The sequence below is a fragment of the Roseobacter sp. MH60115 genome (assembly GCF_015644665.1).
In the GTDB taxonomy this organism is placed as follows: Bacteria; Pseudomonadota; Alphaproteobacteria; order Rhodobacterales; family Rhodobacteraceae; genus Roseobacter.
This window is the reverse complement of the sequence record NZ_JADOBQ010000003.1, coordinates 473,471-486,833: the sequence shown is the minus strand read 5'-3', so window position 1 is coordinate 486,833 and position 13,363 is coordinate 473,471. Positions and strand designations below refer to the sequence as shown.

At 59.3% G+C, this 13,363-nt stretch carries 10 protein-coding genes and 1 tRNA gene; 7 read left to right on the top strand and 4 right to left on the bottom strand.

All coding sequences use genetic code 11. The features are described from left to right. Positions 1 to 53 precede the first annotated feature (53 nt). Complete coding sequence (locus tag ISX84_RS12800; protein ID WP_195820751.1) at positions 54 to 740, bottom strand: GntR family transcriptional regulator; 687 nt, start codon at positions 738 to 740, stop codon at positions 54 to 56. A gap of 9 nt (positions 741 to 749) precedes the next feature. Then, entirely contained in the window at positions 750 to 3,665 is a 2,916-nt protein-coding gene (locus ISX84_RS12795; RefSeq protein ID WP_195820750.1) for an FAD-binding and (Fe-S)-binding domain-containing protein, read from the bottom strand. A 123-nt stretch (positions 3,666 to 3,788) separates the two neighbouring features. Between ISX84_RS12795 and ISX84_RS12790 the strand changes: the two genes are divergently transcribed. The 7 genes from ISX84_RS12790 to ISX84_RS12760 all read left to right on the top strand — a co-directional run bounded on the left by ISX84_RS12790 (position 3,789) and on the right by ISX84_RS12760 (position 10,514). Beyond that, on the top strand, positions 3,789 to 4,946 hold the full coding sequence (locus ISX84_RS12790) for a pyridoxal-phosphate-dependent aminotransferase family protein (protein ID WP_195820749.1): 1,158 nt from the start codon (positions 3,789 to 3,791) through the stop codon (positions 4,944 to 4,946). Between the two features lie 72 nt (positions 4,947 to 5,018). After that, positions 5,019 to 5,999, top strand: coding sequence for a TRAP transporter substrate-binding protein (locus ISX84_RS12785; protein ID WP_195820748.1), 981 nt, complete (start codon positions 5,019 to 5,021; stop codon positions 5,997 to 5,999). Positions 6,000 to 6,118: 119 nt separating this feature from the next. Next, entirely contained in the window at positions 6,119 to 6,685 is a 567-nt protein-coding gene (locus tag ISX84_RS12780) for a TRAP transporter small permease (protein ID WP_195820747.1), read from the top strand. After that, the gene (locus ISX84_RS12775) at positions 6,685 to 7,965 is read left to right on the top strand and encodes a TRAP transporter large permease (protein ID WP_195820746.1); all 1,281 of its coding nucleotides are present in this window, start codon (positions 6,685 to 6,687) and stop codon (positions 7,963 to 7,965) included. Before ISX84_RS12780 ends, ISX84_RS12775 begins: the two co-directional genes overlap by 1 nt. After that, a complete protein-coding gene (locus ISX84_RS12770; RefSeq protein ID WP_195820745.1) occupies positions 7,962 to 8,747 on the top strand; it encodes an enoyl-CoA hydratase/isomerase family protein in 786 nt (261 codons plus the stop codon). The genes ISX84_RS12775 and ISX84_RS12770 overlap by 4 nt, the downstream gene beginning before the upstream one ends. Beyond that, complete coding sequence (locus ISX84_RS12765; protein ID WP_195820744.1) at positions 8,744 to 9,949, top strand: CaiB/BaiF CoA transferase family protein; 1,206 nt, start codon at positions 8,744 to 8,746, stop codon at positions 9,947 to 9,949. The genes ISX84_RS12770 and ISX84_RS12765 overlap by 4 nt, the downstream gene beginning before the upstream one ends. 277 nt (positions 9,950 to 10,226) lie before the next feature. Then, positions 10,227 to 10,514, top strand: coding sequence for a hypothetical protein (locus ISX84_RS12760; protein ID WP_195820743.1), 288 nt, complete (start codon positions 10,227 to 10,229; stop codon positions 10,512 to 10,514). A 929-nt stretch (positions 10,515 to 11,443) separates the two neighbouring features. On the opposite strand, the gene ISX84_RS12755 is transcribed toward ISX84_RS12760, so the two are convergent. Further along, positions 11,444 to 11,518: transfer RNA gene (locus ISX84_RS12755), tRNA-Glu, on the bottom strand. A gap of 84 nt (positions 11,519 to 11,602) precedes the next feature. Next, on the bottom strand, positions 11,603 to 13,348 hold the full coding sequence (gene recJ, locus ISX84_RS12750; RefSeq protein ID WP_195820742.1) for a single-stranded-DNA-specific exonuclease RecJ: 1,746 nt from the start codon (positions 13,346 to 13,348) through the stop codon (positions 11,603 to 11,605). Positions 13,349 to 13,363: the final 15 nt, after the last annotated feature.

The window sequence follows — 13,363 nt, the reverse complement described above, 5'->3', positions numbered from 1 at the left end:
AATACCTGCTCTGGCTGTCGAGTGACGAGGGACACCGTAAGCAGATCCTATTGCTAGATGGCGTCCGTGGTCTCTTGCGATTGCAGCCATTTCACCACAGATGCGCGCTTTGCATCCATGTGATGGAGCAGCGTAGCCGCGAGATTGGGGCCATCCCGTGCGACAAGACATTGCAGGATTTTCTCATGCTCCTGCACCGCGTCATACCACCGGCCTTCGGACATGTTGGCCAGGTAGCGTGCGCGTTGCATACGCAGGGACAGCGCCTGACAGGACGTCGTCAATGTCGCGTTGCGCGCCGCCAGCAGGATGGCGCGGTGAATCTTTTGGTTGACGCTGAAGTAGGCGTCCAGATCCCGGCTTTCATAGCTCCGGATCATCTGCGCGTGCAGCGCGCGCACCTCCTCGATCTCAGCGTCGGTGATATGTTTGCAGGCCAATTCGCCGGATAGTGCTTCGAGTGCGCCCAGTACAGGGAAGACCTCGTCGACTTCCTCCTGCGTGACTTGTGTCACCCATGCGCCACGGTTTGGCTCCAACCGGACCAACCCGTCGGATGCCAGCACCTTCAGCGCTTCTCGCAAAGGGGTGCGGGATACCCCGAACCGTTCGCAGAGCTGTTTTTCCGGGATCTTGGTGCCTGGCTTCAATTCCGAATTGATGATCAGAGGTTGCAGGCGGTCGACCAGCTCATGATGCAGGGATTTGCGCAGGATTGTTTGGGATGTGTGCAATGTCATCGCGTCACCTCATTGCGTCAGGGCACGTTCGAGCAAGCGTGCAATATGTATAGGTTTTCGGTCCGTCAGATCTGCCACTTGATGACGGCAAGAGGTGCCATCCGCAACAATTATTGTATCTTGTGCTGCGTCCTGTACGGCAGGCACAAGATCAAGTTCCGCCATTTTGCGCGATATGTCGTGTGTTTCGACGCCATAGCCGAAGGCACCCGCCATGCCGCAACAGCTCGTCTCGACCACCTCGATCTCTGTGCCGGGCAGGCGCGTCAGGGTCTTTTCGATGGAGGACATCACCCCCATCGCCTTTTGGTGGCAATGGCCATGCAGCAGCACTTTTGGTGCAGGCGAAGACAGAGGCAGTTTGAAATCCGGGTTGTCGTCCTGATCCGCGATGAATTCCTCCAGCATCCGGGCGTGCTGGGCCAGTACTTCGGTCTCTTTGCCGGGCAAAAGCGCAGGGATTTCATCGCGCAGGGTCAGCAGGCAGCTGGGCTCAAGACCAATGATCGGAATGCCTTGCTGGGCAAAGGGCAGCAGCGCCTCAACAAGACGTTGCGCCTCTCGCTTTGCTTCATCCACCAGACCTGCGGACAGGAAGGTGCGGCCACAGCACAAGGGGCGTTCACCTTTGGGGGCGGTCGCCACATGCACGGGGACATCTGCGGCCTTGAGCACCTTTGCGGCCGCGCGCAGGTTCTCTGGTTCAAAATACCGGTTGAAGGTATCCGCAAAAAGAACCGCTTTCGGCGTTTGCGGTAGGGCGATTTCGCCATCCTCAAAGGGTCGCCCATGCCATCTGGGCAAATCGCGCGTGGCGGTGAAACCGGTCAGTTTTTCAGTCAGCCGGGCAAGACCGGGCACGCTGTTGCGCATATTCATCACGAAGGGCACCCGCGCCGCCCAGCGGGCGTAGCGTGGCAGATAGGCGACCAGACGGTCATGCAGACGGAGCCCGTGTTTTTTGAGGCGCGCGGATTGGACCTCGATCTTCATGCGGGCCATGTCAACGCCTGTGGGACACTCCCGTTTGCATCCCTTGCAGGACACACAAAGCTTCATTGTTTCGGCCATCTGATCCGAGGTCAGCGCATCCGGCCCCAACTGCCCCGAGATCGCGAGACGCAACGTGTTCGCGCGCCCCCGCGTCAGGTCCTGTTCCTTGCGCGTCACCCGGAAAGAGGGGCACATCACGCCGCCTTTCAGCTTGCGACAGGCCCCGTTGTTGTTGCACATCTCAACGGCGCCCTGAAATCCGCCGCCGCTGCCGGTCCATTCGGACCAGTCGAGCCCGGTCTGAAACTCCGGTACCTTATAGTCAGGGCTGTAGCGAAAGAGCGACCGGTCATCCATTTTGGGCGCATCCACGATCTTGCCGGGATTGAACAGACCATCAGGATCAAACCGCTGCTTTACCTCAGCGAAACTGGCCACCATCCGAGGGCCAAACATCTTCTCGTGAAACTCCGACCGGACCAGCCCATCGCCGTGCTCGCCCGAGTGCGAGCCCTTGTAGCGCGCCACGAGGTCAAAGCATTCCTCGGCGATCGCGCGCATCTTTTTGACGTCCTGGTCCAGCTTCAGGTTCAGGACCGGGCGCACGTGCAGACACCCAACGGAGGCATGGGCATACCAGGTGCCGCGCGTGCCGTGTTTCTCAAAAATCTCGGTCAGACCAGCCGTGTAGTCGGCAAGATCGGGCAGTTCGACGGCACAATCCTCGACAAAGGACACCGGTTTGCCATCTGCTTTCATCGACATCATGATGTTCAGGCCTGAGCTGCGCAGCTCCGCGATCCGCGCCTGCATCTTGGGGTCAGGCACAGCCGTGACACCGCCCCAGCTCTTCCCGCTTTTATCCCAGGAAAATCCAAGATCGCCCATCATTTCCTTAAGCTCTCTCAGCTTTTGGGGATGCTTGCTGGTGTCTTCTTCAGCGAATTCCACCAGCAGCAGGGCCTCTGGCTTGCCGGTCACAAATTCTTCGATGGTGTCGCGGAAGATCGGGATGTCGCGGGCCAGCGCGATCATCGTGGCGTCCACCAGCTCAACCCCTTGCGGGTTCAGTGTGACCAGATGTTGTGCGGCATCCATGGCCTGATGGAAGGTGGGGAAGTGGCAAACGCCCAGCACCTTTTCCGACAGGACCGGCCAAAGCTTCAATTCAATCGCCGTGGAATAGGCCAGTGTCCCTTCGGAGCCGACCAGCAGATGGGCAAGGTTGTTGGCCGTGTCCCTGGGCACCAGCGCATCAATATTGTAGCCACCCACCCGCCGCATCACATTGGGGAATCGCGCATCAATCTCGGCGGCCTCGCGCGCGCCCAGTCTCAACAGGTCGTCTTGCAGTGCGGTGAAATCCGCCGCGCTGCCCGCGCCAACAGGGCCAAAGCGGTGCTTGCTGCCATCCGCCAGAAACCCCTCGATGGACAGGACATTGTCACGCATCATGCCATAGCGCAGTGATTTGCCCCCGCAGGAGTTGTTGCCGGTCATCCCGCCAATGGTCGCGCGGGACGCGGTTGAGACATCCACCGGAAACCACAGACCATGGGGTTTCAACGCGCGGTTCAATGCGTCAAGCACAATGCCAGGCCGCACGACGCAGCGCATGCCCTCCACATCCAGTTCGAGAATATCATTGAAATACTGAGTGTTATCAAGAACCAGGGCATTGTTTACCGTCTGGCCGCATTGCGATGTCCCGCCACCACGTGCCAGCAGGGGCACGCCCTGGTCACGCCCGATGTCGATGGCTGCACGAATGTCGTCTTCGGATTTCGGGGACAGCACGCCCAGCGGCATCATCTGATAGAGCGAGGCATCCGTCGCATAGCGCCCGCGTGAAAAGCTGTCGAACAGGACGTCGCCCTCGATGCGGTTTTGCAGGGCGTCGGCGAGGTGCTGCATGGATTTGTCCAATGTCATGGGTCGTCTTTTCGTTTGACTTAATTATGAATTCAAAATTACGCTGGTACAACAAAAATCAAAATTCCAGGACACGCTGCTGTGTGATGTCCACTCAAACACCTGATTGTGAGACCTGCCGTTATGAGAAAAGCTGGCCGCCATTTTCTGCAAATACCCGGGCCAAGCGCTGTGCCGGACCGGATTCTCAGCGCGATTGGCCAGCAGACCATCGACCACCGAGGCCCCGATTTCGCCAAGGTTGGCCTGCGCGCGCTGGAGGGCATGAAGTCGATCTTCAAGACCGAGGAACACGTCTTTATCTATCCTGCCTCCGGCACTGGCGCTTGGGAGGCGGCCTTGGTCAACACCCTGTCTCCCGGTGATCGCGTCCTGATGTTCGAGACCGGCCACTTTGCGACCATGTGGAAAAAGCTGGCCGAGAAGCTGAGCCTGAAAGCCGAGTTCATCGAAGGCGATTGGCGCGGCGGTGCCGATCCCGATCAGATCGAGGCTTACCTTGCCGAAGACAAGACCCATGAGATCAAGGCGGTCTGTGTGGTCCACAACGAGACGTCCACCGGGTCGGTGTCGCCGATTGCCGAAGTGCGCAAGGCGATTGACCGGGCGGGGCACCCCGCCTTGTTCATGGTCGACACGATCTCTGGTCTGGCGTCACTGGAGTATCGCCATGATGAATGGGGGGTGGATGTCACGGTATCAGGCTCCCAGAAGGGTCTTATGTTGCCGCCGGGCCTGTCGTTCAACGCGGCAAGTGCCAAGGCGATGGCGGCCAACACGACAGCAAAACTGCAACGGTCCTACTGGGACTGGGCCGACATGGTCGGGCCGAACAAGACCGGATATTTCCCCTACACGCCGGGCACGAACCTGCTCTATGGGCTGAATGAAGCCATTGATATGCTGCACGAAGAAGGGCTCGACAATGTCTTTGCCCGTCATGCGCGCCACGGTGCTGCGGCGCGGGCAGCCGTGCGCAAATGGGGGCTCGAGGTGCTCTGTGCCACCCAAGGTCAGGAAAGCGGCGTGCTGACAGCCGTGAAACTGCCGGACGGTCACAGCGCGGATGCGTTCCGTGCCACCACGCTGGAGCATTATGACGTGTCGCTGGGCAATGGGCTGTCCAAGGTGGCGGATAAAGTGTTCCGCATCGGGCACCTGGGCGACTTCAACGATCTGATGCTGATTGCGACCCTTGCAGGGGTCGAGATGGGGCTGAAACAGGCGAATGTTCCGCATGAGACAGGCGGTGTGCAGGAGGCGATGGCACACCTGAGCTGACTGAACTGCCCGCAAGACGGGCCAAGATCAATAAGAACCAAGAAAACTGAAAATCTCTGGGAGGAGAACATGATGAAAGTAGTCTCAAGAATACTTGCAGCCACCACAGCGATTGGCATGGCGACGGGCGCCCTTGCGGCGGACGTGACCATGAAATTTGGTCACGTTGGTGCGCCGGGCTCGCTGTTCGAAGCGACGGTCGACAACTTTGCGGCCTGCGTGAATGGCGCGATGGGCGACAAGGTCGAGGTCCAGACCTTTGGATCGTCGCAATTGGGTAAGGACAAGGAACTGCTGCAAAAGCTCAAGCTGGGTCAGGTCGATTTCTCACTGCCGTCCTCCGTCATGTCTTCGGTGGACGATGCCTTTGGCATTTTCGAGATGCCCTACATCATCTCGGATCGCGACCATATGCGCCGCGTGCAGGGCGAGATGATGGATGTCTTTCAGGATGCGGCCAACAAGAATGGCTATCACATCGTGGGTCTGGCCGAGAACGGCTTTCGCAACATCACCAACAACACGCGCCCGATCAACGTGCCTGCGGATCTTGAGGGCATCAAGCTGCGCACGCCAAATGGTGTCTGGCGTCTGAAGATGTTCCAGGAATATGGCGCGAACCCGACACCAATGGCGTTTTCCGACGTGTTCACCGCCTTGCAAACCGGCGTGATTGACGGGCAGGAAAACCCATATGCGCAAATCGCGTCGGCCAAATTTCAGGAAGTGCAGAAATACCTGTCGGTGACAGGCCACGTCTACACGCCTGCCTACATTCTGATGTCCAAGAAAAAATACGACAAGCTGGATGCCGAGGTACAGGCCGGTCTGACGGATTGCGCGAACCAGACACAGGATTTTACCTATGAAAAGGCAGCAGAGTTGGAAGCCAGCCTGCTGAAGGTGATCGAAGATGCGGGTGTTGAGGTGAACACCGCCGACAAAGCCGCATTCATTGAGGCCTCTGCACCGATCTACAAACAGTTCGCGGATGAGGTCGAAGGCGGTCAGGACATGATCGACAAAGTTCTGGGTCTCGGCACCTCCGGTTGATCAAGGGGAGGTGCGACGGCACCGTTTCGCCGCGCGTCATTCTCGTAAGTCCAATATGGTCCTCCGCCCGTGGTTTGCGGGCGGAGGCGACCCGATAGAGTTCCAACAGGTCTGCCAGCATGGAAAATGACGCCTACCCGACCTTGTCGCGAATAAATCGGGGATTTAGCAAAATCCTCGAATGGGTCACGATCAGCCTGATGATCCTGCTCACGCTTGTGGTCACCGCAGCGGTCCTTGCGCGCCTGATGGGGCAGAGTTTCTCATGGTACGACGAGGTGGCCGCCATCATGTTGGCCTGGATCACCTACTACGGATCGGCGCTTGCGGCTCTGCACCGACGCCACATCGGTTTTGATACGGTTCTTTTGAAACTTCCGCCCAATCTGCGGATTGCGGCAGTGTTCTTTGGCGAAGCGATAGTGCTGATCTTCTTCTTCCTGATGGCGCGCGCCGGACTTCAGGTGCTCGAAGTGCTGGCGGGCGACACGTTGATCTCGCTCACCTGGGTGCCGATCCAGGTCACCCAGTCCATCATTCCGATTGGGGCCATTCTCTTTATCCTGTGTCAGCTGCTCAGCTTGCCGGGTTACCTCAAGATCACGGCCGCGGGCGTCTCGCTGGAGCATGCGGAGATCGAAGAAGAGGTCGAAACTGAGCTTGAAAAGAACAAGGATCGCGTCTGATGCTGATGGCCGGTATTTTCATCGCGATGCTGATCATGATCTGCATCAACATCCCCATCGCCGTGGCCTTGGCGATGAGCGGCGTGCTTGGCCTGCTGCTCACCGAAGGGACCGACAGCCTCGTGACCATCGCGCTGGACATGTACGACGGGTCCACCAAGTTTTCGCTGATCGCGATCCCGATGTTCGTGCTGGCCGGGGCCATCATGAACGCGGGCGGGATTACGGACCGGCTGATCAACTTCGTCGGCGCCATCATCGGCTTCATTCGCGGCGGCCTTGCCATGGTCAACATCGGTGTGTCGCTGTTCTTTGCGGAAATCTCCGGCTCAGCCGTGGCGGACGTGGCCGCCATGGGCTCCATCCTGATCCCGCAGATGAAAAAACGCGGCTACAGCAAGGAATTCTCGGCAGCGGTCACATCATCGTCTGCTTCGCTTGCCATCATCATTCCGCCCTCGATCCCGATGATCTTATACGCTGCTTCGGCCAACACCTCGGTAGAGCAATTGTTCGTGGCGGGCATTGTGCCGGGGTTGTTGGGGGCTGGCGGGTTGATGACCGTCGCCTATCTCTTTGCCAAGCGCTACAATTTCCCGACCGAAGACGCCTTTCGCCTTGCCCGCCTGCGCGAGACCTTTGTGGATGCGCTGCCGGCCTTCACGCTGCCGGTGATCATTCTGGGCGGTATCTTTGGTGGCTATGTCACGGCAACCGAGGCGGCAGGTCTTGCCGTTCTGGCCTCGCTGGCGGTGTCGGCCTGGTACGGCAATCTTGACTTCAGCCATCTGCGCCGCGCGATGCTGGATGGGGGCATCCAGACAGCCGTTGTCATGCTGTTGGTTGCCGCCTCCGTACTCATGGGCGGCTTCCTGACACGCGCACAAATCCCGCAGCAACTGGCCGAAGGCATCTTGTCGATCACCAACCAGCAATGGGTGATCCTGCTGATCCTGAATTTCTTCTTTCTGATCGTCGGGTTTTTCCTGCATTCCGCGGCCGCCATCATCCTGGTGATCCCGATTGTGATCCCGCTGATCACAGCTGCTGGCATTGACCCGGTGCACTTTGGGCTGGTGGTCACGCTGAACCTCGCCATCGGTCAGCAGACCCCGCCCGTGGCATCGGTATTGATCACAGCCTGCTCGGTTGCACGCGCCAATATCTGGGAGGTGTCCAAGGTCAACATCTGGTTTGTCGGCGTGCTTTTGGCCGTGCTGATGTTGTGCACCTATGTGCCCTCCGTGCCGATGTTCCTTGTGGAGTATTTCTACCGATGACCGACCAGCCTGCAGAAATCACCGATGTGCTGCGCGATGGCATCCTGTGGATTACATTCAACAGGCCCGGGGCGCGGAACGCGCTGACCTTCGGCATGTATGACCGGCTTGCCGAAATATGCACCCGGATGCCAACGGACGGGTCGGCGCGGGCCGTCGTGATCTCGGGCGCGGGGGGCAAGGCCTTTGCTGCCGGGACGGACATGACCCAGTTCCGCGCCTTTGAAACGCCGCAGGATGCGCTGGATTATGAGCAGCAGATTGATGCGGTGCTGGACGCGGTTGAGCGCTGCCCGGTGCCCACCATCGCCGCGATCAACGGGGCCTGTACAGGAGGCGGCGGATCCATCGCTGCGGCCTGTGACATCCGGATCGCCTCGGCCAGCCTGAAGTTCGGATTTCCCATCGCCCGCACCCTTGGCAACTGCCTGGCGGCGGGTAATCTTGCGCGATTGTCAGAGCTCATTGGCGCCGGACGGGTCCGGGAGATCATCTTTACCGCACGCCTGATCGAAGCCGATGAAGCACTTACGACAGGACTGGTGAGTGAAATCCTCCCCGATGAGGACGGCCTGATGGCGCGCGCAGCCGAGCTGGCCGACAAGATCGGGTCAATGGCTCCGCTGACCCTGCGCGCCACGAAAGAAGCCCTGCGCCGCAACCGGTCAGCGTTGCCGGTGGACGATTCCGATCTGATCGTGTCGTGTTACATGAGCGATGATTTCCGCATTGGCATGGAGGCGTTCCTGGCCAAGAGAAAACCCGTGTGGACAGGCAAATGAGCACCAAAACGGGTCCGCTCAGCGGTATGCGTGTCATCGAACTGGCCCATATCATGGCGGGCCCGGTCTGCGGGCTGATGCTGGCCGATATGGGGGCTGATGTCATCAAGGTCGAAAAGCCCACCGGCGATGACAGTCGCCGGTTTGTACCGCCGGACATTGGCGGCGAGGCGGCGGCCTATATGATGATGAACCGCAACAAGCGCGGCATATCGCTCAACCTCAAAGATCCCGCCGGTGTCGCAGTGCTGCGCAAACTGTTGGCCGAGGCGGATGTGGTGGTCGAGAACTACCGCATGGGCACGATGGAGAAACTCGGCCTGTCTTACGAAGATCTTGCAGCGGTCAACCCACGCCTGATCTATTGCGAAATATCCGGATTTGGCCGCACGGGTCCCTACGCGGATCGCGGCGGATTTGATCTGATCGCGCAGGGCATGTCCGGGCTAATGTCAATCACCGGCGAAGGGCCGGGCCGCCCGCCGGTCAAAGTCGCCGCACCGATTTCGGACATCAACGCGGGTATTCTGGGGGCAATGGGCGTCTCTGCAGCCTATGCGAACATGCTGCAAACGGGCCTTGGTCAAAAGGTGGACACATCCCTCTTTGAAGCGGCCATCGTGCAAACCTATTGGCAATCGGCAATTGCCTTTGCCACAGGGGACACGCCCCAACCGCTCGGCTCTGCACACCCGCTCAATGCGCCCTATCAGGCTTTCCGAACCAGCGATGGCTGGATCAACGTCGGCGCCGCGAACCAGAGCAATTGGCTGCGGTTTCTGGATGTCATCGCCGCACCGGAGCTGGACGGGGATCCGCGGTTTAATTCAAACGCGGCGCGTATTCAGAACTTGCCCGCTTTGATCGACATTCTGAGCGGCTATCTTGCGCGGGACACAACCGAGAACTGGTTGGCACGTATGGACGAGGCAAAACTTCCCGCTGGGCCGGTCAACGATATCCTGCAGATGCACGCAGACCCTCAAGCCAATGCGCGCGATATGATCGTTGATGTCGATCACGCCACGGCGGGCCAGGTCAAAACCATTGGCCATCCGGTCAAATACAGCCGAACGCCCGCTAAGGTGGATCAGGCCGCCCCGGTTCTGGGCCAACACAGCCGCGAAGTGCTGGCCGAGATTGGGTATGACAGCTCGGATATTGAAGCGTTAATCCAATCAAAAGCGGTGATTGCGTCATAGGTTACGAGTGCGCCAAATCACATTTTGCATCAAGTGCTTTTTCTTTGTGACAAACCGAGCTGCTTCTAAGAAACCATTGATGAATCCAAGACTCAAACACGCCCGGAGCCTCATTGACGATTCCCTGGAATGGCGCCAAGTGCATGGGATTGGCATATGTCGTGGCACCGGCATCAGGCCAGAACGATCACAGTTCGCAAAGTGAAAATGGCGACGGGATTGGGTTGAGAACGTCCGCTTAGATGCAGCTGATGCAGTTGCTCCGCAAATGCCGCGAATGATCGCTTCCCGCCCATTCTGTGGAAAAAAACGCATTGCTGGTGCTGAAAGCCGGGCTTTGAACACGGCAATAGCGCCTTTTGTCAGCCTTTGCGTGGTGTGGAGGTTGCCCGCTATTCAATCCTCCTTGGTGGCAAAAACTGAAATTCTCTTTGCACCACCGTCCGAGTTGTCACCTTCGGTTCAATCAGGGAGAAATGGCACAATAACAGATTCAATCGATATCAAAGCAGCCGACCCGCTCGCCCTTGTCCAGGGCATGGATGCGATCCAGTCCGAATTGTAGCGGCGGGGCGTAATACGGGGTGCCAATGTCATCGGGGATCTCGTTGAAACGATGTTCGCCCGACCTTCGGCTGGACGCTGGCCCCGGCATCGGAGAAGGCTTTCGATGCTACTGACCAAGCGGGGGCGTCATATAGATCAAGGACCGTAAGCGCGTAAAAGCCAGCGCTGTGCGGGTTCAGCTTGGCGCGGTCCGGGACTTACAAGGTTTCGATTTCGTCGCTGCAGCGGTCCTAAGTCCGTCTTATGAGGTCGAGTGTTTTGGCATCACATGGCAACTCGGAGATCAGCTGGCTAGTTGAGATCGGAATAGAAGGCTCACCCTAAGAGAAGTCGTTGAGTTTTGAGGGAATAAATGAACTATTGGTACACAGCAGACAGGTACTTCGGGCGTGAGAGCATCATCAAACATGGCGCTCGCCCCTTCAAATCAGCGAGGCATATGGATGCCGTGCTTTTGCAGAATCTGTCGTCCAAAGTTGGCCCCGATGACGTGCTTTGGATCATTAGAGACTTTGCTTTCGGTCAACAGGCCAAAGATCAACGGTGGTTTGCCAGCCTATTTGTACGGTTGCCGGGAGCGGAGCGGCTCTGGTCATTGAAAATCGCGATGGGGAGACGGACCAAGAGCTTCCCGAGACCATGGTCACTGACCTAACTGAAGTCACCGATCGCAAGGGGCTAAATCCGGTGCTTGCGACTATCCCATGATCACCTGGCATCGAGCGAGAAAGGGAGCGCTGCAACTCTTCGGCCATGTTCACGGCCAATGGTTCAGTAAGGGGCCAAAGAAATGAGGCGCTGTTGCCTCGCACCGGTCAGGTAACTGCATGTTGCGAGCAAGCGACTGCTCGATGTTGGGACAGTTGTTGGTAAGGGCGATGCAAAAGAGCTATTCGCGCGTATATTTCAACATCATGTCTGAAAAAGTGGCAGCCCGTAGGGGAATCGAACCCCTCTTTCCAGGTTGAAAACCTGGCGTCCTAACCGATAGACGAACGGGCCACTTGGTCGTGAGCGGTTGATTAGGCAATCCGCGCCCGGCGCGCAAGCGGAAATTTCGCGTCTGACAAAGAAACTTTGCCGCAGTCAGCGTGCAACCGGTGCGGCGTCTTCAAGCCGTAACTGAACGCTTTGCCGCCCCCGCCATGTGTTGATGTCCAGCCGTCCGGCGAGGTGAAAATGCGCCCCGCCGTGGTTTTCCAGAGCCGGGCCCAGAGGGCTGTCAAAAGCCCCGAAACAAATGGCGTCCAGGGGGGGACTACCCTGCTCGCCAAAGCTGATCTTGAGGTGGTTCTCGCCGACGCGCTTGGCAAAGCGGATCGCCATGTCGGCAAAGACATAGCGCGGCGCGGGGGCGCTGGCCCCGAACGGGCCCGCCTGTTCAATCAGCTCCGACAGCTCAACCGTGGCAGCAGCGGGCATGAGCAACCCGTCGAGCTTCAGATCCGCAGCACCCGCCAGATGCGCGCCTTGCTTTTCCAAAAGCTCTGTCAGCCGCGCCATGGCCTCTTCCAGCTTGTCTTCGGCGACCGTCAGGCCCGCTGCCATCTTGTGACCGCCGCCTTTCAACAGATATCCTTCGCTGGTCAGCCGCTGGATCGGCTGGCCAAGATCAATGCCCGATATGGACCGTCCGGAGCCTTTGCCGATGCCGTCTTCCAGCCCGATCACGATGCTGGGGCGCCCGGAGGCTTCCTTGAGCCTCGAGGCTACGATCCCCACCACACCTGGGTGCCAGCCGGGGCCTGCCGCCCAGACCAGCGCCTTGTCCAGACCCCTGGTTTCCGCCTGCGCCAGTGCAGCCGCGCGCACGCTCGCTTCGATATCGCGCCGTTCGGTGTTTAACGCGTCCAGGTGCTCCGCCAGAGCTGTCGCCTCATGCGGATCATCCGTGGCCAGAAGCCGCGCGCCCAGATCAGCGGCCCCGATGCGCCCACCGGCGTTGACCCGGGGGCCGAGAAGGAAGCCAAGGTGGTAGGCCGTGGGGGCGGTATCCATCCGCGCCACATCCGACAAGGCTGCCAGGCCGACTCGTGCGCGCCGGGCCATGACGCGCAGGCCCTGCCGGACAAAAGCGCGGTTTACGCCAACAAGCGGGGCGACATCGGCCACCGTGGCCAGGGCGACCAGATCCAGCATCCCCATCAGATCCGGGCCGGACTGTCCGGCGCTGCGCAGCTGACGACCCAACTCCACCAGCAGCAGGAACACCACGCCCGCCGCGCAGAGATGCGCCAGATCGCCGGTTTCATCTTGTCGGTTGGGGTTCACCACGGCGCAGGCATCGGGCAGCGTTTCGGCGCCCAGGTGGTGATCAAGCACCATGACATCGGCGCCGACAGCCGCGGCGATGGGGTCATGGGAGAGGGTACCGCAATCGACGCAGACGATCAGATCATGCGTGCGGGCGAGATCGGCCATCGCCTCTTCGTTGGGGCCATAGCCTTCGTCAATCCGGTCGGGGATGTAGAGCGTGGCTTGCCGCCCCATTTGCCGCAGCCAGACCAGCAGTAGGGCGGCAGAGGCGCCCCCATCCACATCGTAATCCGCAAAGATCGCGATTTTTTCCTTGTGCTGCACCGCGTGCAGGAAACGTGCCGCCGCTTTTTCCATGTCCTTCAAGGCATGGGGATCGGGCAGGAGGTCGCGCAAGGACGGTGTGAGATAGCCCTTCGCTTCGGCAGGGGGCACCGCGCGGCGGGCCAGTACCTGCGCCACCGCATCGGGCAGGCCGCTCTGTTGAGCGATGGCTTCGGCGGCACGGGCAATCTCGACGGGCGGGCCAATCCACCGCCGCCCTGTCAGGCTTTGCTCCACGCCGAGAAAACTCACCGCATCTCCCATATC